A 19,882-nucleotide genomic window follows, 5' to 3' on the forward strand; every position below is an offset into this window, starting at 1 on the left:
CTGGTCCGCAGGCGCGGCATTTCCTCTTGGACGGTCAGCAAGCCTTGATAGGCTCAAGGATATGGATACGAGTTCGCAACCGCATGATTCCAAGGCTTCAGTCAGTCTGGCCGCAGCTGGTCTGCGTCTGTATGACACGGCTGATCACCAGGTGACCCCCTTCCGACCCATCGAACCGGGCAAGGTTGGCATCTACGTGTGCGGGGCCACGGTGCAGAGCTCGCCCCACATTGGCCATATCAGGACCACACTGGCCTTCGACGTGATCCGACGCTGGCTGCTCAGGCTGGGATACCGGGTGACCCTGATCCGGAACGTGACTGACATCGACGACAAGATCCTGACCAAGGCCGCGGCCAACGGCCAGCGCTGGTGGGAGCGGGCCTACATCTACGAGCGCGAATTCACCCATGCCTACGAGACCATGGGAGTTCTGCCGCCCACGTACGAACCCAGGGCCACCGGACACATCCCCGAGATGATCGACCTCATACAGCGCATCATCGACCATGGCCACGCCTATGTGGTGCCGGACGAGCAGGGCCGTCCATCAGGCAACGTCTACTTCGATGTGGCCTCCTGGCCTGAGTATGGTGCCCTGACCCACCAGCAGACCGGCACACAGCCGACCGACGAACAAGCCGCCGCCAACGACCGGCTGGGACCCAGCATCGACACCGATGAGCAGACTGCCGACACCGATGAGGAGCCCGGCAAGCACGACCCCCGCGACTTTGCACTTTGGAAGGCGCCCAAGCCCACCGATCCGCCCACGGCTCGCTGGCAAACACCCTTTGGCACAGGTCGGCCGGGCTGGCATCTGGAATGCTCGGCCATGAGCCACCGCTATCTGGGTGCGGAGTTCGACATCCACGGAGGTGGCCTGGACCTGCGATTCCCCCACCACGAGAACGAGATGGCCCAGTCGCACGCGGCCGGCTGGGGATTCGCCCATCGCTGGATGCACACGGCCTGGGTGACCCAGAAGGGCGAGAAGATGAGCAAGTCCCTGGGCAACGGGCTGTCCGTGGACCAGGTCCTGTCGCAGCATCCGGCCTGGGTGGTGCGCTACGCCCTGGTCTCTGTGCAGTACCGATCCATGCTGGAATGGTCCGACCAGTCCCTGCAGGAGGCCCAGGGCGCCTACGAGCGGATCAGCAACTTCGTGGACCGGGCCGGACGAATCCTGGGAGCACAGCCCGAGCGTGACCGAGTGGCTGGGCTGGGCGCGGACGATCTGCCAGAAGACTTTGTGCAGGCCATGAATGACGACATCAACGTCTCCGGCGGTCTGGCTGCCCTCTATGCGCTGATCCGTCAAGCCAACGCGGCAATGGATGCCGATTCTGAAACGCCGGACCGGAAGTGGCTGGCCAATACCCTGCTCCAGGTCAGAGCAATGCTGGATGTCTTCGGACTTGATCCACTCGACCCCCACTGGGCCAGGGCGGCAGCCGACCATGACGATCGGGCCATGGATACCCTGGATGCCTTGGTAGGCCAACAGCTGCAGGAACGCGAACAGGCGCGAAAGGATCATGACTTCGCCCGTGCCGATGCCATCCGGGACCAGCTGATGGCGGCCGGCGTGGCCGTTGCGGACACACCCGCTGGCAGTACCTGGGATCTGAGCCGCTGAACCCATGTCCGACATACGCGACGTCGCCAGAAGGGCCGGGGTCTCGGTCAGTACAGTATCTTATGCCTTCTCCGGCAAGCGCCCCGTCTCTCCGGAAACCTACCAGCGGATCATGCAGGCCGCCGACGAACTGGACTACGCCCCGGATGCCGGCGCCCGGATGCTGCGGGCCAAGCGCAACCAGATCGTCGCCCTGAGCGCCCCCCTGCGCCCCGGACAGAACCGGGCCTCCTACGCGGATTACTTCATCGAGATGGCCAGCTGCGAGCATGCTCGCGGCTACGACTCCCTGCTGCTGACCGCTGAGAATGGTGTTGAAGATATTCGGCGGGTCACCCGTAGCAATCTGGCTGACGGGGTGGTCCTGATGGATCTGGTGGACGATGACATCCGTGCCGCCCAGGCCGCCTCATACGGACGCCCCTGCGTGGCCCTGGGAGTGCCTCGGCAGCACGCGGCCTGCGCCTGTGTTGATTTGGACTTTGATCTGATGGGCCGCATGGCGGTGGAAGCCATGGCCCGAGCGGGGCGCAAACGCCTGCTCTTTCTGGAGGACCTGGAGGGCGAATACCGGCGCGGGTCCGGCTTCCGCCTTATCCTGCTACGCAGTCTCAAGACCTGGGCCCGTCGCCTGGGCATGGATCTGCAGCTTCAGCCGGGACCTGCCGGCAGCGACCTGGCCTACACCCAGCAGGTGCTGGACGTCATCCATCACGGCCACATCGATGGCCTGATTGGTCAGATCCGCCCCTCCCTGCTGGACACTGTGGTGGTCCGCATGCGCTCGGACGGCATGAGCATTCCCGATGACGTGGCCGTTCTGTCCTGCGCTGCAGGCAAGGTCAGCCCTACTCTTGAGCTTCAAGGCATCTCCGAGATGCCCCTCACGCCCCGTTCACTGTGTGCCAAGGCTGCGGATCTGCTGACCCAGGCTGTGGAGGAGGGGGCTTCCCTGGCCGGTCGGGTCCAACTGGAGCGACCCAGGCTGATCGACCGCTCCTCCATCAGCCGATAGACTCAACGGGGCCGACGATCCCGCTCCCCTGTCTCCAGCACATCTTGCGGGAAGGGCTGATGGGGCTCCTGCTGGTACCAGTAGGCCACGCTGGCCAGGTCGTCCTGACGCTCGAAGTAACCCTGTTCGTCCACACCTATCTGTTGCAAGGTCACCTTGATGTCGCTGCTGAAAATAATGGGGTCGGGGATGTGCCAACGGTAGAACCCCCTGGTCACCGGGGTATCAGCATCCCAGTACTGGGATTCGCGGTTGTCCAACTGCCGGGAATGGAAGGGAAATCCCATGTAGGCCCCGCTGTAGGTGACCTCGTGCATCCGGCCATCAGGATCCTGCCCGGCAAAGCTCCAGGCACCGCCGAAGTAATCCTCGCTGCCTGTGGAGCACCAGGTGGGATAGTCCTTGTCCCCGTCCAGGTAGACCTTGACCTCGCCCTCGCCCCACCAGCGGCTCTCCAAAGCGGTCAGAGCCAGATAGGTGCCCACGTAGGAGCCCCGGCCATGCACCCCATCCAGGATCACGTAGTCCTGACCCAGTTCGGTGACACGCTGACGGCGCCACTGGGCATGGAAGGTCATGACCTCCTCGGGCAGCTCGTCCTTCTCCACGTAGTCGATCTGGTAGAAGAAGGCCTCGATGGGTTCGTTGTGCCGGTTGCGCAGGACGATCCGGGCCCCGTCGTGGAAGGGCATGGGCCAGTAGCAGTTGAAACCCCGGCGCGGGTAGACGGCCACAGGCACGGACTCCACCCTGCAGGCCTGGGCGTGGCCGCAGCAGAAGAAGTCGCCCAGAGGCACGCAGACGGAGGGTGTCTGCTCGCCATCCCAGTAGCATTCCAGGATCAGATTGCGCAGGACGTTGGGTCCGGTGGGCGAGGTGGCATCGGTCACGGTCATCCAGATATGGCGGACCTCGCCCGCGCCGGACAGGTCGGCCAGGACCATGTCCTGCCCGGGAGGAATGTTCCTGAGGCAGGGGGTCCCCTTTCTGGATGGACCGAGATTGCTGGCCGTCATGGCTGCACTGCCCTTGCCTCCACGAGGGTTCTCGGCGTTGACGCAGCGGGTGCGGTCTGCGGATGGGCGGGTCAGCGCCTCAAGACCGTTGGTGATGTTCGGCATGGTCATACCCATGGTTGTGATTGCCTTTCATATCCGGGCCGCCCGCTCCCCTCCTCCGCCTTCTCGTAGCGGGCGACCATGTTCAGTGTACTTATGCGGCGGCGATTATTTGACAGCGCCCGCCACTATCCCCTGCGAGAGCTTCCTCTGGAAGAAGATGAAGAAGATGATGGTGGGGATGATGCTGAGCAGCGAAGCGGAGGCCAGGTCGGTGGCAGCCATGGTGTGCTGCCCCTGCATGGTCGCCAGGGCCAACGGAATGGTCTGCGTCTTCTCGCTCATCAGGAAGGCCATGGGGATCATGTACTCGTTCCAGGTCCAGATGAAGAAGAAGACGAAGAGGACGCTGATGGTCGACCAGGACACCGGCAGTACGATCTTGCGCAGAATCTGCCAGCGCGAGGCCCCGTCGACGGTGGCAGCCTCCAGGATGGCCTGTGGGAAGGTCCCGTAGACCGAGGAGAGCAGGTAGGTGCCGTAGGCGCTCTGGATGATGGTGAAGATGATGATGATGGACCACTGGGAGTTATAGAAGCCCATCCACTTGAACATGACATAGAGCGGGTAAAGCAGGGCCTCCTGGGGAACCATGTTGGCCAGCATGATGAACAGGAGGATCAGCGTGTTGCCCTTGACCCTGCCGATGCCCAGGGCGAAGGAGTTGAGGACCGACAGCAGGACCCCGACCACCGCAACCACCAGGGAAATCAGCAGGGAGTTGCCCAGCTTGAGAGGGAAATTGCTCTTGTTCCAGAAGGAGATGATGCCGTCCATGCTGAAGTGGGCGGGCACGGACAAGGGGCCCGTGGCGTTGTAGTCTGCCGTGGTCTTGAACGCGTTCAGGACCAGGATCAGCAGGGGGAAGAGCATGATTACGGCTCCGACGATCAGCAGGATCAGACCGACCCAGTTCCCCCAGGTGCGGATTCTATGGGCGTGCCGGGAGGACACCCGGGCGTCGGCTTGCAGTGTGGCTTGATTATTCATGATGTGCTTCCTAGCCTTCCTCAGGCGATGCTCTTTTGCACGCGCTTCTGCACGATGGTGAAGACGATGGAGAAGATGACGATGACCACGGTCAGGGATGTCGAGATGGCGGCGCCGTAGCCCACCTGCTGCACCTGGAAGAACTGGTTGTAGGAGTAGTAGGAGGGAACCATGGTGGATGTTCCGGGCCCGCCCTTGGTCAGCAGATAGACCGGGGCGAAGGTCTTCAGGGCGCCGATGGTGGAGGTGAGGATGACCACCAGCAGCTCGGGAATGATGGAGGGCAGGGTGATGACGCGGAACTTCTGCCACCAGTTGGCCCCGTCCAGGCTGGCCGCCTCGTAGAGCTCGGGGTCCACCCGCTGCAGTCCGGACATGAAGATGACGATGGGGTAGCCCAGCTGGATCCAGATCAGGATGACCATGAGGATGGGCAGGGCCGTGGTGGTCGAACCCAGCCAGTTGTGGGCCAGGCCACCCAGGCCGATCTTGGCCAGCAGGTCGTTGACCGCACCGTCTTCAGGCCGGAAGATCCAGCCCATGATGATGGTGGCCACGGCCACGGGCAGAACCTGGGGCAGGTAGTAGAGGGCCCGCAGGGTCGAGGAGGTGTGGGGGCCGAACTTCTTCTGGATCACGTCGGTCAGGGCCGATGAGATCAGCAGGCCCAGAACCGTGGGAATGATGACGATGGCCACGATGATCCAGAGGGTGTGCCCGAAGGAGACCCAGAAGGTCGAGTCGCCCATGAGCCGTCGCCAGTTGCGCAGACCCACCCATTTGGTCGGCCCCACCCCCCTCCAGCGGGTGAAGCTCAGGTAGATGTTCCAGAAGATGGGCACGATGACGATGGCCACGATGCCTATCAGACCGGGAATCAGATAAGGGACGAACCGCGAGGGCGCACTGCCCGGGATGCGGGACTGCGCCTTCTTCATGCTATGTGTGTCAGACATGCTTGTACTCTCCTTGGCGGATTGACGCAGCTCAGTCGTCATCCAGATCGAGCTGGGCGACGCCGTCGTCGTAGTTCTTATGCAGGGTGTCCAGAACCTGGTCGGGGCTCTTGGTGCCGTTGACCAGCTCTTGGAAGGCGGCCGGCATAGCGTCGGTCAGGTTGGGCGCAGGGTAGTCGGGATAGTAGCTCATCCGGCTGGCGTCCGAGGCTTTGGTGTACTCGTTGACCAGATCACGGCTCTTGGGGTTGGTGATGGCTGCCGTATCGGCCGCCACCGGCACGCCGCCTTTGTTGCCGATGTAGTTCTGGACCTCCTTGGACAGGACCACGTCGATGTAGCGGGCCGCGGCATCCTTGCGCCGGGACTTCTGCGGGATGACCAACAGGTTGCCCGCGCAGCCCTCGACCATCTTGGCCCCTGGGAAGATAGAGGCGGTCCAGTCGAAGTTCTTCACCTGTTCCATGAAGCGGGTCTGGTTCCAGGTGCCGGTCTGGTAGATGGGATAGGTCCCCTTGATGAATGCCGTGGTCGTGTCCTCGGCCTTCATACCGGTGGCGTTCTTGGAGATGTATCCCTTGTCGATCCAGTCGCGGATGGTGTTGGTGGCGAAGGTCAGCGGCTCGCTGCGCCAGTTGACCGGATGCTTGTAGAGCTGCCAGTCGTCGACGAAGCGGGCATCGGCCTTGGTCATGGCCAGCTGCCACCAGAGCCAAAGCACCCCGTATTCCTGGGCATCGGCCGCTATGGGCGTGACCCCGTGGCTCTTGAAGGCCTTGAGGGCTGCCACGAACTGGTCAAAGGTTTGCGGGATGGGAATCTTGTACTTGTCAAAGAGATCCTTGTTGTAGTAGACCCGCTGCATCTCCGCATAGGAGGAAACCCCGTACCAGGTATCCCCGTCCATGACGCCGCGCTTGTCGTACTTGCCCACTGCCGCCGCCTGGCCGCGCACCTTCTTGTCCCAGCCGTACTTCTGCACATAGGGCTTCAGGTCGGTCAGCAGCTTCAGGGTGGACAGGACCCCGGCCGAGCCGTTGCCTCGATTGGACTCCATGACGTCCGGGGCGTCGTCCGAGTTGAGGAACTGGCTGCCGTTCTGGGCGATCTGAGTGAAAGACTTGACCTCGAAATCCACCTTGATACCGGTCTGTCGGGTAAAGATATCGGCAGCCTTCAGCCAACCCTGGGCCTGCCCGCTGCTGGGCTCCTCGTAGTACCAGATCTTGATGCTGGACGGATGGGCTTCCTGGGGGGCATCGCCCCCAGATCCGCAGGCCGCCAGCGGCAGGATCGACATGGCCAGGGCCAAGGCCGCCCCGATCCCTCTTCTGATCTTCATGATGGCTCCTAACTTCCTTGCATCCTTGCATCCAGTTACCGCGATTCGACTTGTCGAAAGGTTTCGACTCCGGGCGGACTGCAGGGCACTAACCATCTCCGTCGATGCACCCGAGATGTCGAATCGTTTCGATTCAGTATAGAAGACTTTCATGGGTCATGTCAACAGGGCGCGCGAAGAAGACTGCCTCAAAAACCAAAATCCCCTCTACATTGCCCGATGGCTTCGTACAATGCAGAGGGGGTTGAAAGCGCAGCGATTAGGGGCGCCGCAGGCCCCAGGAGCTGGTCACCTCTGACTCGACGAGATCCGGCGGATGGTCTTGTTCCTGGCTATATAGGTGACAAAGGCCAGGCCGTAGGCGATCAGCGATAGCCAATCCGCCGTGGCCAAGGAAAAGACCATGCAGAAGATCATCCAATACTGCACCCCCCGAACGATCGTCGAGGGCCGCATGGCCCGCAGAGCCACAATAAAGGAGACCGCCCCAAGGATGAGCAGCAGAAAACCATAGGACTGGGCCACTGTGGCCGCGCCGTTGACTGTGGCCATGTCGTCGGCCAGACGTCCGGCACGGCCGAGGATGGCATAGCCCTCGTCCTTGAACCAGGGCGAGTAGATGAACATGGTGACCGAGGCCATGATCACGTTGATGGCTGCCGCCACCAGGAGGATGATCTTCTCGGTCCTTCTGCTCGCTACGTCCTTGCCCGCCAGATGATCCCTACGGTTTTCCTTTGCCATTGTTGCCGCCTTTCCTGATTCAGCCCTTGAGACCCGAGGTGATGTTCAGCGACTGCAGGAAGTAGCGCTGGGCGAACACGAAGAGCAGCAGGGTCGGGATGATGGCCAGGCAGGTGGCCGCGCAAAGCGTGCCCATCTGGTTGTACTGCATCATCTGGTTGCCCAGCAGCTGCAGGCCGGCCGTGACCGGGGTCTTCTTGATGTCGTTGAAGACCAGGGTGGGCCAGAGGAAGTCGTTCCAGGCGCCGGTGAAGGCGAACAGGAAGATCACGATCAGGATTGGGCGGATGGAGGGCAGCATGATGCTGCGGAAGATGCGGAAGTCGCCGGCGCCGTCAATCTCGGCGGCCTCGTCGATCTCCTTGGGGATCCCCTTCATGAAGTTGCGCACCAGGAAGATGTTGGCCACGTTCCCCAAGCCGGGGATGATGCAGGACCAGTATGAGTTGATCCAGCCGAAGGTGGCCACGATGCGGTAGGAGGGAATCATGTTGACCACGCCCGGGAACATCGAGATGAGCAGGAGGACGAAGAAGAGCGTGTCCCTGCCCTTGAAGTTGATGCGGGAGTAGCCATACCCCGCCAGGGCCACCACGCAGACCGCCAGGATGCCGTGCGACAGCGAGATGATCAGCGAGTTGCCCAGCCAGTTGAAGACCGGGTAGGAGGCCGAGGCCTGCAGCAGGGTCAGATAGTTGACGGTGACCCAGTGCGCGGGCAGGAAGTTGTAGGCGTTCTTCAGGAACTCCTGGGGTGACTTGAACGATGTCGTGATGGTGTAGACCACAGGAATGATCCAGACCACAGCCAGGACGATCAGCACCGCATAGATGGCCACCAGCGAAGGCTTGAGCACCTTGTGGTGGTTTTCGGGCACGTTCTCCCCGCCGGGAACCGTTGCGCTGGGGCCAGGAGCCTTGAGCCCCTTGCCCAGGGATGGCATATCAAGGGTTGCCGAACTCATGTCAGTCCTCCTTGTTCATGAAGAATATCTGGACCAGGGAGATCAGCATGAGGATGATCCCCAGCAGCAGGGCCATTGCGGAGGCCATGCCAGCAGCCGAAGGCCCCTGCGGGAAGGCCAGGTTCCTGATGTCCATCAGCAACACCTGCGAAGTGTAGGCAGGACCGCCGCCGGTCAGCATTTGTGGCTGACCCCAGACGTTGAAGGCACCGCCCGTGGTCATGATGGTCGTATAGAAGAGCGGCAGCTTGATGGCTGGCAGGGTGATGCTGAAGAACTGCCGGATGGGTCCGGCGCCGTCCACCGAAGCCGCCTCGTACAGATCCTGGCTTACCCCGGACAGGGCCGACCGGTAGATGATCAGGTTGCCGCCGATACCTCCCCAGAGGCTGAGGACGAAGATGGCGATCCAGGCCCAGGGCTGCTTGCCCAGCCAGTTGATGTCCCACCGGAAAGTGGTGTTGAGCAGGCCGAACTGGGAGTTGAAGACCAGCCGCCAGACCAGGGCTCCTGCGGCCACGGAGATCAGCCCGGGCACGTAGAAGATGGCCTGGAAGAGCCCCACTCCCTTCAGGTGCTTGGTCTGCAGGGCCCATGCCAGCAGCAGGGGGACGATGATGGTCAGGGGCACGCTGATCAGCACGAAGATGATCGTGTGCCACATGTCCCTCCAGAAGATGGAGTAGAAGTAGGTGGACTTGTCGAAGATCAGCTTGAAGTTGTCCAGGCCGACCCAGGTGGGGGAACCAACCAGGTTCCACCTGGTGAAGGCCAGGTAGATGCCGAAGAAGATCGGGATGACTCCGAAAATGGCGAAGACCACCATGTGCGGGGCGATGTAGGGGAAGGCATGCCAGAAGGACTTCTGTCCCAGCGGACGACGCTTGCCCCGTCCATCCATGACTGCGGTTGTGCCGTGTGCGCTCATGATTGCTCCTGAATCTGGATCTGGCCCTGGGTCATAAGATCAAGCGTCTTCAGACCTTCCTCCAGGGAGATGTTCCGATAGACGATGTCCATGAAGGATCCCCATCCGGCTGTGGCATAGCCGCCATAGATGTAGTTGGATGTCTTGATCCATTGCCGTTCACGCTTGTCGTTGGTGAAGGAGGCCTGGATGAGCTTCTGGTATTCCGGGTTGTTCAGGTCACGGTAGGCCGGCGATATGGATCCCACGTCCGACCACATCATCCAATGCTTGTAGACGAAGTCCACAAAGTCGGCGGCCGCTTTGACCTTGGCCTCGGGCCGGTTCTTGTCCTTGAGCTGGAGCCAGTTCTGCTGGTACAGGAAGTTGGAGGGATGCTCGGTGCCATACTGGAGGGTGTTGATCTCGCCAACCTTGTCCTTGCCCAGGGTGGAGGACATGTTGCCCTGCGCCCAGGTGCCCAGCATGCCGAAGACCGCATGACCGGAGGCGAAGACCTGCTCACCGTCGCTGTCGATGGGCGAGAGCATGCCCTGGTCGTTGAGGTCGCGCAGCGCCTTGAGCGGCTTGCGCCAGCCTGGACCGGTCATGTCCTTGACGCCATCCTCGATGTTGGTGCCGGTGCTGTATAGCAGAGACATCATGGCCCAAGGCAGGTTGCCCAGGCAGAGCCCGTAGACGTCCTTGGGCAGCTTGCCCTTCATGGAGGCGATCTCATCGGTGGTGACCAGCCGGTCGTCCAGGATATAGTCCAGGCCGTACTTGTGGATCAGATCCTTGTTGTAATAGATGGCCATCTGGAACATATACAGGGGGATGCCGTAGGACTTGCCCTTGACCACGGTGTTCTGCCAGGCCTGCGGCAGGAAGCTCGACTCCTTGAGCTCCGGGTGGTACTTGGTCCACACCGTCGAGGGGTTGAGCAGCCCCTGGCTCTGCAGTACCGAAGTGGAGAACGAGTCGTTGATGACCAGATCGGGGATGTTCTTCCCGGTCTGCATGACACTGTAGATCTTGGTGGTCAGATCCCCGCCGTTCATGGGTTGGAAGACCACCTTGTACTCGGGGCTCTGTGCATTGAAGGCCTTGATGATTTTCTGCATGGCCGGGCCGTCATCGCCGGTCAAACCATTCCAGAAGTAGATTTCCTTGGCGGATTGATCGCCGCCGCCACAGCCTGCGGTCGAGACCACCATGCCACATATGGCCGCCAGGCTCAGCAACAGCCTGAGCCAACGCCGCGCAAACAGGGGCATGTGGGTTCCACCTCCCCCGTGTCTTTCTCCCTTGAAGACACTCACAATCCCTCTTGCTCCTCTCGATGGGACCGGCACACCCGTATGCCGGCAACCCTGCATCGTTTCTTCGGAACCCGTCGGCCCCCGGGCATCGAACATCGACACCCTGCGAGCCGGACCGACCGGTTCATAGTGATTTGCAACGTTGCAAATTCAGGGTAGCATGCATTCTGCAACCGAACAAAATCGTTGTTCCATATCAGAACCATCCAGGTAGGCCTTACGGAATCAACAGCCAATCTCCCGGCTGACAGGTAGACTTGGGGCACTATGGCAGCATTTTCATCTTTGACCGATCGGCTCTCCCAGGCCTTCACCCACCTGCGCTCCAAGGGGAAGCTGACCGAGGCCGACATCGACGGCACAATCCGCGAGATCCGCCGCGCCCTTCTGGATGCCGATGTCTCCCTGGACGTGGTGCGCTCCTTTACCGGACGCATCCGGCAACGCGCCCTGGGCGAGGAGGTCTCCAAGGCTCTGAACCCGGCCCAGCAGGTGGTCTCCATCGTCTACGACGAACTGACCGGCATCCTGGGCGCGGGAGTGGATCGACCGCTCAATTTCGCCAAGAACCCGCCCACGGTCATCATGCTTGCCGGCCTGCAGGGTGCAGGCAAGACCACGCTGGCAGGCAAGCTGGGCTACTGGCTCAAGGACGCCGGCCACACCCCCCTGCTGGTGGCGGCCGACCTGCAGAGGCCCAACGCGGTCACCCAGCTCCAGGTGGTAGGCGAGCGCGCCGAAGTGCCGGTATATGCACCCGAGCCGGGCGTGCAGACCAGCGGATCCGAGCTGGCGGCCCCCGGACAGGTCACGGGCGATCCAGTCAAGGTGGCGGCCGACTCGATCAGGGTGGCCAAGGACAAACTCTACGACGTGGTCATCATTGATACGGCCGGACGACTGGGTGTGGATCAGGAGCTGATGGAGCAGGCCCGCAATATCCGCGACGCCGTCCACCCCGACGAGATCCTCTTCGTCATCGATGCCATGATCGGCCAGGACGCGGTCGCCACAGCCAAGGCCTTCGACCAGGGTGTGGACTTCACCGGCGTGGTCCTGTCCAAACTGGACGGCGATGCCCGCGGCGGCGCTGCCCTGTCGGTGGCCTCGGTGACCGGCAAGCCCATCCTCTTCGATTCCAACGGCGAGGGCCTCAAGGACTTCGAGGTCTTCCACCCTGACCGGATGGCCTCCCGCATTCTGGACATGGGCGACATCCTGACCCTGATCGAGCAGGCCCAACGCCAATTCGACGAGGAGGAGGCCCGCAAGGCCGCCGGGAAGATGTCCGAGGGCAGCTTTGGCCTGGACGACTTTCTGGAGCAGCTCCAGCAGGTTCGCAAGTTGGGTTCCTTCAAGAGCATCCTGGGCATGATTCCAGGCATGGCCCAGCACCGCAAGGAGCTTGAGCAGTTCGACGAAAAGGAGGTGGATCGGACCCAGGCCATCATCCAGTCGATGACTCCCCAGGAACGACGCGACCCCAGCATCATCGACGGCTCACGACGGGCCCGGATCGCCTATGGCGCCGGCACCACGGTCTCGGCCGTCAACGGACTGCTGCAGCGGTTCGAGCAAGCGGCCAAGATGATGAAGCGGATGACCAATGGCAGCCGTTCGATCCCAGGCATGGGCGGCATGGGCGCCGGCGGCGGCAAGAAGGGCAAAAAGGGCAAGAAAGGCCGCAAGGGTTCCCGTTCAGGCAATCCCATGAAGCGGGAGGCCGAAGAGAAGGCTTTACGCGAGCGCCTGTCCGGCAAGGGCAAATCCTCCGGCGGTTCGGCCTTCGCCAAGCGCCCCGAGACTCCGCAGATGCCCGAGGGCCTGCCGGACCTGCCCCCCAACCTCGGCGGCGGACTGGGCGGTCTCTTCGGCGGCCGCTGACCCCTCACTCCTGCAGGAGACAATGCCACGTGAACACCCTTCTCTGGATTCTCCTGGGGCTCATCGCCTTGTGGATGGCCCTGCGTTTCCTGCCAGCCGGGGCTGACCGGCACCGCCCCCTGGTGGAGCTGATCGCCCTGATCGACTTGCTGACCGCTCCCCTGTTGGTCATACTCTTGTGGACGGTCTTCGCGCGCGTCTGGCCCCAATGCCTGCTGGCACTGATAGAACTCACTCTGGTCAGCTGCCAGCGCCTACGATACCGGCTGCCTCCAGAAGACCGGGCCAGCCATTCATCATCCGACCATGGACTGAGCGTCATGACTCTGAACTGCCGCTTCGGCCGGGCCGATCCTGAAGAGGTCGTGCGTTGCGTGCGCGCCTATGGGGTAGAAGTGCTGGCCCTGCAGGAGGTAAAGGACAAGCTGCTGGAATCGCTTCAGGCTGCGGGCCTGAATCAGCTCCTGCCCTGTCTGACGCAGGGGGTTGCGAGCCCTGACGACAACGGCGGCCACAACGTTATTTTCTCGGCCAAGCAACCCGTCAAAGCCTCGCCATCGGCCCTGGACCTTCCGGCGGCTGCAGTCCCCCTGGTCGAGCTCGAGACCGGCTCTGGACTGATCCGAGTGGCCAGCGTCCATCCCAAATCACCCCAACGAGGCGCCAGACAGTGGGGCATGGGCATCGCCGCCCTGGCCAGGCTGACCCATCCGCCCGTACCCACCATCGTTATGGGCGATTGCAACGCCACCCTGCAGCATCCGACCTTCCGGGCCATGCTGGCCAAATCCGGGCTGCATGACGCTTCTTTGCATCTGAAAGCCGGCAGCCATCCGACCTTCCCCTCCGCAAGCGCGCTGCCCCCGTTGATTGAAATCGACCATATTCTTACGGACGGTGGCCTGGTCCCGCAGTCCATGCATGCCCTCCGGATTCCTGGCAGCGACCACCGGGCTCTGGTGGCCCGGCTGACTCTGCCTCGTCGGCTCTGAACACCGTACAGGCTCACCACCCGCCATATCCCCCGGTAGAGGTATACTTTTGCTGTTATTCATGTCCGAAGGAGCCCTCTCATTCCGACGGCCGTGAGGAACACGCCAGGAGCGCCACCATGCCCCACATGGAGACGCCGCCGGGCACACCAAGTACCAAGGAGAGCCGTTTTGGCAACCAGAATTCGTCTGAAGAGAATGGGCAAGAAGTTCTACCCCTTCTACCGCGTGGTCGTGGTCGATTCCCGCAAGAAGCGCGATGGCAAGGTCATTGAGGAGATCGGCACCTACGATCCCAACACCCAGCCCTCTTCAATCAAGATCGACTCCGAGCGCGCCCAGTACTGGCTGGGTGTGGGCGCTCAGCCCAGCGACCCTGTCTTCAACCTTCTGAAGATCACCGGCGACTGGCAGAAGTTCAAGGATCTGCCCGGCAAGGAAGGCACCCTTAAGGTGCCGCAGGCCGAGGTCGACGCCCAGGCCCGCATCGAGCAGGCACAGAACGAAGCCCAGAAACTCAAGGCCGCCAAGTCCGAGGCTGACGCCAAGGCCAAGGCTGAGGCGGAGAAGGAAGCCCCCAAGGCCGATGAGTCGGCGGATGCCGCCCAGGCCGAGCAGGCTGCTGAGTAAGGCACATTCACCAAGGATTGGAAGGACCGGCTATCATGCTTGCACAGGCCGTTGAGCACCTGATCAGGAACATCGTGGACTTTCCCGATGACGTGTCGGTCAAGTCCCACGAGAACTCTCGCGGAGAGCTGTTGCGGGTGCGGGTCAACCCCGAGGACATCGGCCGCGTGATCGGCAGGGGCGGCAGGACCGCCAACGCCATCCGCACCGTGATCCAGGCGCTGGCCGACCACAAGGTGCGCGTCGACATCATGGACGTGCGCCGGTGAGCCCCAGCCGGTCCACCAATCACGACCCGCAGGGTCCGGACCCTCAGCAGCAAAGGTTGCTGAGGGTCTGCCGTATCGGCCGCGCCCAGGGACTCAAGGGCGAGGTCAACGTCTATGCCTACACCGATGAGCCCGAGCGGCGCTTCGCCCCCGACACCCAGTTGCAGACCAAGGACGGGAAGGTTTTCACGGTGGTCTCATCCCGCCGCTTCAAGCAGCGTTGGATCGTCCTCTTCAAAGGGGTGGAAGACAGGAACGCATCCGAAGCGCTGAATGGCATCGAACTGTATGTCCAGGCTGATCCAGCCGAGGGGCTGGCACAGGAGGACGCCTGGTATCCCGAGGATCTGATCGGGCTTGAGGTTCGCATGGCCCCGGGCAACTCTCTGGGTGAACCATCCGGACGAGTGGTCGGCCAAGTCAGCGACGTGCTGGACGGTGTAGCCCAGCAGCAGCTGCAGATTCGCATGGCCGCCGAAGAAGGCGAAGAGGAAGCGGAAGGGCTGATACCCTTCGTCGAAGCCCTGGTGCCCCAAGTTGATATTGAAAAGGGGTACGTGGCCATTGATCCACCTGGAGGACTCCTGCCTGGACTGGGCTGAACCTATCTTTTAGCACAACCGTATGTTGGGAGTCAGCGGCTCGGAAAGGACACTGACTCCCCACATACGGGAGATGCGCCTGCCTAGGCAGGAAATGTCATCGAGCTACATGTCTTCGACCACAAGATATGTCATATCCAGGGGACCATGCACGCCCACCACAATCACCATCTCGATGTCGCCCGTGTTGGAGGGGCCGGTGATGAAGTTGATGTTGGAGGTCTTGAGCTCGCCTGAGACCAGAGCCGGGTCGTAGTAGTCCATGGCCTGCCGGGTTCGGGGCAGGATCTTGGACTTGCGGATGATGCTCAGATAGTGCACCGGCAGGAAGTGGAAGGCACGACCCTGACCCGGGGTGGTAGCCACGGTGATGGTGCCGGACTCGGCCAGCAGGAAGTCCGCAAAGGCGATGGCCGTTCCGGACTCGTCAGCGGTCTTGATGTTCTCCTCGCGACTGGCCCCCGGCTTCCAGAAAGTGGCGGGCGGGTTCAGGCCGTCCCTCCACTCCTCCAGACCGAAGTCCGCAAACAGGTCGGAGGTGGGCAGCATCACATGGTCGCTGTCATCTTTGCGCGAGTCGATGAACTCATCCAAGGCGGTGGGTAGACCGGCCTTGGTGCAGGTACGGAAGTCCACATGGACGGCCTCGCTGCTCTTCCGGGCGATCTCCAGCAGCTCGTCCTGGGTATGACCCGACAGGGTGGTCTCCGGCAAATCGTTGACCGGCACCAGAGGATGATCCTTGAGCTGGTGGCGGGGCCGACCGCTCTTCTTGGCCAGATAGTCCAGGAATACCTCACGATCGGTCATGCCTGCTGCTCCTTCTTGTGATGAGCGAACCAACTGCGGAAGTTCTCCCCGTGCTTGGGCGGATCCGGCAGATCACGTACCTTGGTCCATCCGCCGAAGACGAAGGGCATCCATTCCACATGCCGATCACTGGCGAAGAGGTTCTTGGCCGTCTCCGGCTGCTTCTTGGATATGGGGGTCAGCATGGTGTGATCCACACCCAGGGCAGTGCGGAAGAGCGAGGAGTGGCCGGTTCCCAGACCCATGACCCTCATGACCGTGTCGTCGATCAGATTGGCCTGGGACTGGTCATCCATCATGATCCGCCGGTGCTCGATCATGAGCTGATGCAGGGGGATCTTGACCGGGCAGGTGGCCGTGCATGCCGCACACAGGCTGCAGGCGTAGGGCAGGTCCCCGAAGTCGTCGTAACCCCCGTCCAACACCGGCGAGAGCACCGAGCCCACAGGGCCCGGATAGATGGATCCATAGCCGTGACCGCCGATATGCCGGTAGATGGGGCAGACGTTCAGGCAGGAGGCGCAGCGGATGCACTGGAGGATGGGCTCGAAGACCGTTCCCAGCGCGTTTGAACGGCCGTTGTCCAGGATGACCACATAGACATCGTCCGGTCCATCCGACTCCTGGTCTGTGCGTGGCGCAGTGTAGGTCAGGTAGGAGGTCAGCTTCTGGCCGACAGCGGACCGGGCCAGCATGTTGTCCATGGTCTCGGCCTCCTTCATGGTCGGCACCAGACGCTCCATGCCCATGACCACCACCTGGGTCTTGGGGATGCACATGGCCAGGTCGGCGTTGCCCTCGTTGGTCACCAGGTTGATCATGCCCGTGTCGGCCACGGCGAAGTTGCAGCCGGTGATGCCCATGTCCGCCTCAAGGAAGTGCTTGCGCAGAACCTTGCGCGAGAACCGAGCCATGTGCTGGGGGTCGTTGTCACCCTTGTAGCCCAGCTTCTTTTCGAAAACCTGCCGAACCTGCTCGCGGTTCTTGTGCAGGGCGGGGAAGACCAGATGCGTGGGCTGGTCCCAGTCGTCCTCCTCCAGGATGAACTCGGCCAGGTCGGTCTCCAGCACCTCCAGGCCGGGCACAGTCATCAGCGTGGGGTCCAGGTTGATCTCACTGGTCACCATGGACTTGCTCTTGACGACGTGCTTGGCCTTCTTTTCGATGGCGATCTGCTTGATGTACTGGGCAGCCTCATCGTCGGTCTGGGCGAAGAAGACATGACCGCCGCGCTTCTCCACGTTGTCGGAGAACTCCTCCAGGTAGTCAGGCAGGTAGCGGATGACGTGCTGGCGAATCTGTTCGCCCAGGTCGCGCCACTGTTCCCAGTTGCCCAGTTCCTGACGGGCGGCCTCCCGCTTGACCCACTGGGCATCCTGGGCCTTGGCCACCGCCTGCTGGGCGAATTTGTCCTGCTCGGACTCCTTGACCCTGGTCAGGAAGGGAGCCTTGCTGGTCCGCAGATATTGCGCGGCCTTCTTGCCATTGACCATGCTGCTCATACCAGAGCCCCCTCTTCCTTGGCAGCCCTGACCGAGCCCACGGCCCCATCGCCGGCAGAGCGTCCTTCCACATACTTGACGCGGCTCATGTCCACGTTGTGATTGAGCACCTCAGCCAGGTGCATGATGGTGATCTTCTCGCCGCGCCGGTTGAAGCGGCCGCCGATGTTCATCAGGCAGCCCGGATCGCAGGAGATGAGGACGCTGGCCTTGGTGCTGAGCACGTCGTTTACCTTCTCATCGACCATCTGCTTGGAGATCTCAGGCTCCTTCATGGAGAACATGCCGCCGAACCCGCAGCAGTTCTCGATGTGGGGCAGGGGGACCATGGTCAGTCCCTTGACATGGTCCAGCAGGACGAAGGGGCTGGTCCGCTCCCCCAGCAACCGGGTCATGTGGCAGGAGCGGTGGTAGGTGGCCACGGCATCGAGCTCGGCACCCGCGTCCAGCACACCCAGCACCCTATAGAGGAACTGCGAGAACTCATAGGTCTTGTCAGCCATGGTCTGGGCCTTGGCCGCATAGACCGGGTCGTTCTTCAGATGGAAGGGCAGCTCCTTGAGCATGTTCACGCAGGAGCCCGCCGGACCCACGATGTAGTCGGCATCCACGCTCAGCAGGGCATCGACCTCGTTGCGCATGACCTGCATGCTCTCCTTGACATACCCGCTGTTGAAGGTGGGCTGGGCGCAGCAGATCTGCTGCTTGGGAAGGTAGGTGTCGCAGCCGAACCGCTCCAGCACCTCCACCATGGCCTTCCCCACGTTCGGAAACATGAGGTCCACCACACAGGTGGAGAATATCACTACTTTCATTACCGCACCTCTCTACAACCTTGCACGCCAGGTCCGAACCATCCCCGGATCGCGGAGAAACCCAACATCACTTCAACCCCTAATCCTTCCAACGCATCGCTGCCTTGCGACCGACCACGTCCATGCGGACACTGATGCGCAATCCTTGAAAGGACCCATCATTATCATGGCCTCGACCTGGAATTCGCACCGTCGGGAATCGCCCACACTCAGCTTCCGAACGTGTGAGATTTACCACATATATGTTACCACGGCGGTCTGGGAATCCTGGGCATGTCAAGGATGGGAGGTGACTGGCCGATTCGCTACAGTGGAGTAAGACCCTACGCGGCCATTCTCGTGAAAGGGGCAATCGGCGCATGTCCAACCACCTGCAACTCCTCCTGCTCTATGCACCCGCCATCATCTTCGGCCTGCTCTTCCTCTGGGACCTGCACAAGGAGCCACGGCAGTTCCGCAATGCCATCTGGCTCCTGCTCCTGCTGCTGACCCTGGGCGGAGCGCTTCTTCTGCAGTTCGGGATGCGCTGGCTGATTCTGCCCCTGGTCATCCTGCTCATCCTCTCCCCCCTGCTGGTGATCTGCTTCCTGTTGGCCAATACGGTCATCGTCATCCGGCACGAGGGGGTCTCCCTGACCACTTTGCTGCCCGGACTGCTGGCGCTGGCCGTGGTGGCCTACATGATTCTTTCGCCCCTCCTGGCTGGGTTTGGCGCCCCCTCATGGCTGCAGAAGCTGGCCGGGCTGATCGACCTGGAAGCCACCTGGTTCTTCTTCTCCTTCCTGGCCCTGCTGCTCTATTCCAACTTCTACAGGATGCTGCCCCGCAAACGTCGCTACGACTACATCATCATCCACGGAGCCGGCCTGCGCGGCGAAGAACCCACGCCTCTGCTCCGGGGACGGCTGGACAAGGCTGTGGACCTCTGGAAACGACAGGGACGAAACGGGCGCTTTGTAGTCTCAGGCGGTCAGGGTCCCGACGAGGCTATCAGCGAAGCCAGGGCCATGGCTCAGTATTTACGCAACTCCTGTGGGGTGCCGGCCGAGGCCATCATCATGGAGGACAGGTCGACCACGACCCTGGAGAACCTGCGCTATTCCAAGCAGATTCTGGATGACCGCTACGAGATGGGCACCGGGCCAGAGCATTACCGGGTGGCCCTGGTCACCAGTGACTACCACGTCTTCCGAGCCAGCGAATATGCCAGCAAGGTCGGGCTGAATGCCGACGGAATCGGCTCACACACCAAGGGCTACTATTGGCCGACCGCCTTCATCAGGGAGTTCGTGGCCATCACCCGCATGCACTGGTGGCCCTACCTGGTCCTTGCAATAGGCTGGGCCGTCTGGGCCGGCATCTCATTGCTGAATTAAGACCA

The 19,882-nt window shown here is 61.9% G+C and carries 19 protein-coding genes; 8 read left to right on the forward strand and 11 right to left on the reverse strand.

What is annotated here, in order from left to right; genetic code table 11:
- Positions 1-61 precede the first annotated feature (61 nt).
- Positions 62-1,639, forward strand: coding sequence for a cysteine--tRNA ligase (gene cysS / locus H3U90_RS02020; RefSeq protein WP_198176839.1), 1,578 nt, complete (start codon positions 62-64; stop codon positions 1,637-1,639).
- Positions 1,640-1,643: 4 nt separating this feature from the next.
- The gene (locus tag H3U90_RS02025; RefSeq protein ID WP_198176840.1) at positions 1,644-2,654 is read left to right on the forward strand and encodes a LacI family DNA-binding transcriptional regulator; all 1,011 of its coding nucleotides are present in this window, start codon (positions 1,644-1,646) and stop codon (positions 2,652-2,654) included.
- A 2-nt stretch (positions 2,655-2,656) separates the two neighbouring features.
- On the opposite strand, the gene H3U90_RS02030 is transcribed toward H3U90_RS02025, so the two are convergent.
- From H3U90_RS02030 to H3U90_RS02065, 8 genes are all read right to left on the reverse strand, one after another.
- The gene (locus H3U90_RS02030) at positions 2,657-3,781 is read right to left on the reverse strand and encodes a glycoside hydrolase family 172 protein (protein ID WP_232340623.1); all 1,125 of its coding nucleotides are present in this window, start codon (positions 3,779-3,781) and stop codon (positions 2,657-2,659) included.
- Between the two features lie 99 nt (positions 3,782-3,880).
- The gene (locus H3U90_RS02035) at positions 3,881-4,762 is read right to left on the reverse strand and encodes a carbohydrate ABC transporter permease (protein ID WP_198176842.1); all 882 of its coding nucleotides are present in this window, start codon (positions 4,760-4,762) and stop codon (positions 3,881-3,883) included.
- A gap of 20 nt (positions 4,763-4,782) precedes the next feature.
- On the reverse strand, positions 4,783-5,718 hold the full coding sequence (locus H3U90_RS02040; RefSeq protein ID WP_198176843.1) for a carbohydrate ABC transporter permease: 936 nt from the start codon (positions 5,716-5,718) through the stop codon (positions 4,783-4,785).
- 31 nt (positions 5,719-5,749) lie between these two features.
- Complete coding sequence (locus H3U90_RS02045) at positions 5,750-7,060, reverse strand: ABC transporter substrate-binding protein (RefSeq protein ID WP_198176844.1); 1,311 nt, start codon at positions 7,058-7,060, stop codon at positions 5,750-5,752.
- Between the two features lie 288 nt (positions 7,061-7,348).
- Positions 7,349-7,804, reverse strand: coding sequence for a hypothetical protein (locus H3U90_RS02050; RefSeq protein ID WP_198176845.1), 456 nt, complete (start codon positions 7,802-7,804; stop codon positions 7,349-7,351).
- Between the two features lie 19 nt (positions 7,805-7,823).
- Entirely contained in the window at positions 7,824-8,768 is a 945-nt protein-coding gene (locus tag H3U90_RS02055) for a carbohydrate ABC transporter permease (RefSeq protein WP_232339242.1), read from the reverse strand.
- Between the two features lies 1 nt (position 8,769).
- Complete coding sequence (locus H3U90_RS02060) at positions 8,770-9,696, reverse strand: carbohydrate ABC transporter permease (protein ID WP_229281630.1); 927 nt, start codon at positions 9,694-9,696, stop codon at positions 8,770-8,772.
- On the reverse strand, positions 9,693-10,952 hold the full coding sequence (locus H3U90_RS02065; protein WP_198176846.1) for an ABC transporter substrate-binding protein: 1,260 nt from the start codon (positions 10,950-10,952) through the stop codon (positions 9,693-9,695). Before H3U90_RS02065 ends, H3U90_RS02060 begins: the two co-directional genes overlap by 4 nt.
- 312 nt (positions 10,953-11,264) lie before the next feature.
- On the opposite strand from H3U90_RS02065, the gene ffh reads away from it, so the two are divergent.
- The 5 genes from ffh (at position 11,265) to rimM (ending at position 15,374) form a co-directional block, all read left to right on the forward strand.
- Positions 11,265-12,881, forward strand: a complete 1,617-nt coding sequence (gene ffh, locus H3U90_RS02070; protein ID WP_198176847.1) for a signal recognition particle protein — start codon at positions 11,265-11,267, stop codon at positions 12,879-12,881.
- Between the two features lie 29 nt (positions 12,882-12,910).
- On the forward strand, positions 12,911-13,873 hold the full coding sequence (locus tag H3U90_RS02075) for an endonuclease/exonuclease/phosphatase family protein (RefSeq protein ID WP_198176848.1): 963 nt from the start codon (positions 12,911-12,913) through the stop codon (positions 13,871-13,873).
- A gap of 171 nt (positions 13,874-14,044) precedes the next feature.
- A complete protein-coding gene (rpsP, locus tag H3U90_RS02080; RefSeq protein WP_029677710.1) occupies positions 14,045-14,503 on the forward strand; it encodes a 30S ribosomal protein S16 in 459 nt (152 codons plus the stop codon).
- A 35-nt stretch (positions 14,504-14,538) separates the two neighbouring features.
- Positions 14,539-14,772, forward strand: a complete 234-nt coding sequence (locus H3U90_RS02085; RefSeq protein WP_015021362.1) for an RNA-binding protein — start codon at positions 14,539-14,541, stop codon at positions 14,770-14,772.
- Positions 14,769-15,374 carry a ribosome maturation factor RimM gene (rimM, locus tag H3U90_RS02090; RefSeq protein WP_198176849.1) on the forward strand — a complete coding sequence of 202 codons (606 nt, stop codon included), beginning with the start codon at positions 14,769-14,771 and terminating at the stop codon, positions 15,372-15,374. The genes H3U90_RS02085 and rimM overlap by 4 nt, the downstream gene beginning before the upstream one ends.
- 105 nt (positions 15,375-15,479) lie before the next feature.
- On the opposite strand, the gene H3U90_RS02095 is transcribed toward rimM, so the two are convergent.
- The 3 genes from H3U90_RS02095 to H3U90_RS02105 are packed head-to-tail and all read right to left on the reverse strand — an operon-like array spanning position 15,480 to position 18,501.
- Positions 15,480-16,184 carry a LutC/YkgG family protein gene (locus H3U90_RS02095; RefSeq protein WP_024627630.1) on the reverse strand — a complete coding sequence of 235 codons (705 nt, stop codon included), beginning with the start codon at positions 16,182-16,184 and terminating at the stop codon, positions 15,480-15,482.
- A complete protein-coding gene (locus tag H3U90_RS02100) occupies positions 16,181-17,686 on the reverse strand; it encodes a LutB/LldF family L-lactate oxidation iron-sulfur protein (protein WP_082069326.1) in 1,506 nt (501 codons plus the stop codon). The genes H3U90_RS02095 and H3U90_RS02100 overlap by 4 nt, the downstream gene beginning before the upstream one ends.
- Positions 17,683-18,501, reverse strand: coding sequence for a (Fe-S)-binding protein (locus H3U90_RS02105; RefSeq protein ID WP_121914381.1), 819 nt, complete (start codon positions 18,499-18,501; stop codon positions 17,683-17,685). Before H3U90_RS02105 ends, H3U90_RS02100 begins: the two co-directional genes overlap by 4 nt.
- A 359-nt stretch (positions 18,502-18,860) precedes the next feature.
- Here H3U90_RS02105 and H3U90_RS02110 point away from each other — a divergent pair, with 359 nt between their 5' ends.
- The gene (locus tag H3U90_RS02110) at positions 18,861-19,877 is read left to right on the forward strand and encodes a YdcF family protein (RefSeq protein ID WP_232340516.1); all 1,017 of its coding nucleotides are present in this window, start codon (positions 18,861-18,863) and stop codon (positions 19,875-19,877) included.
- Positions 19,878-19,882 lie beyond the last annotated feature (5 nt).

Source organism: Bifidobacterium sp. W8103, from assembly GCF_016100775.1.
GTDB lineage: Bacteria > Actinomycetota > Actinomycetes > Actinomycetales > Bifidobacteriaceae > Bombiscardovia > Bombiscardovia choladohabitans.

Excerpts from the sequence above, each read along its gene's own strand:
- H3U90_RS02040 (WP_198176843.1), bottom strand. The coding sequence starts at position 5,718 with ATGTCTGACACACATAGCATGAAGAAGGCGCAGTCCCGCATCCCGGGC.
- H3U90_RS02095 (WP_024627630.1), bottom strand. The coding sequence starts at position 16,184 with ATGACCGATCGTGAGGTATTCCTGGACTATCTGGCCAAGAAGAGCGGT.
- H3U90_RS02050 (WP_198176845.1), bottom strand. The coding sequence starts at position 7,804 with ATGGCAAAGGAAAACCGTAGGGATCATCTGGCGGGCAAGGACGTAGCG.
- H3U90_RS02025 (WP_198176840.1), top strand. The coding sequence starts at position 1,644 with ATGTCCGACATACGCGACGTCGCCAGAAGGGCCGGGGTCTCGGTCAGT.
- H3U90_RS02045 (WP_198176844.1), bottom strand. The coding sequence starts at position 7,060 with ATGAAGATCAGAAGAGGGATCGGGGCGGCCTTGGCCCTGGCCATGTCG.
- H3U90_RS02085 (WP_015021362.1), top strand. The coding sequence starts at position 14,539 with ATGCTTGCACAGGCCGTTGAGCACCTGATCAGGAACATCGTGGACTTT.
- H3U90_RS02065 (WP_198176846.1), bottom strand. The coding sequence starts at position 10,952 with ATGCCCCTGTTTGCGCGGCGTTGGCTCAGGCTGTTGCTGAGCCTGGCG.
- H3U90_RS02035 (WP_198176842.1), bottom strand. The coding sequence starts at position 4,762 with ATGAATAATCAAGCCACACTGCAAGCCGACGCCCGGGTGTCCTCCCGG.
- H3U90_RS02060 (WP_229281630.1), bottom strand. The coding sequence starts at position 9,696 with ATGAGCGCACACGGCACAACCGCAGTCATGGATGGACGGGGCAAGCGT.
- ffh (WP_198176847.1), top strand. The coding sequence starts at position 11,265 with ATGGCAGCATTTTCATCTTTGACCGATCGGCTCTCCCAGGCCTTCACC.
- H3U90_RS02100 (WP_082069326.1), bottom strand. The coding sequence starts at position 17,686 with ATGAGCAGCATGGTCAATGGCAAGAAGGCCGCGCAATATCTGCGGACC.
- cysS (WP_198176839.1), top strand. The coding sequence starts at position 62 with ATGGATACGAGTTCGCAACCGCATGATTCCAAGGCTTCAGTCAGTCTG.
- H3U90_RS02110 (WP_232340516.1), top strand. The coding sequence starts at position 18,861 with ATGTCCAACCACCTGCAACTCCTCCTGCTCTATGCACCCGCCATCATC.
- H3U90_RS02055 (WP_232339242.1), bottom strand. The coding sequence starts at position 8,768 with ATGAGTTCGGCAACCCTTGATATGCCATCCCTGGGCAAGGGGCTCAAG.
- H3U90_RS02030 (WP_232340623.1), bottom strand. The coding sequence starts at position 3,781 with ATGACCATGCCGAACATCACCAACGGTCTTGAGGCGCTGACCCGCCCA.
- H3U90_RS02105 (WP_121914381.1), bottom strand. The coding sequence starts at position 18,501 with ATGAAAGTAGTGATATTCTCCACCTGTGTGGTGGACCTCATGTTTCCG.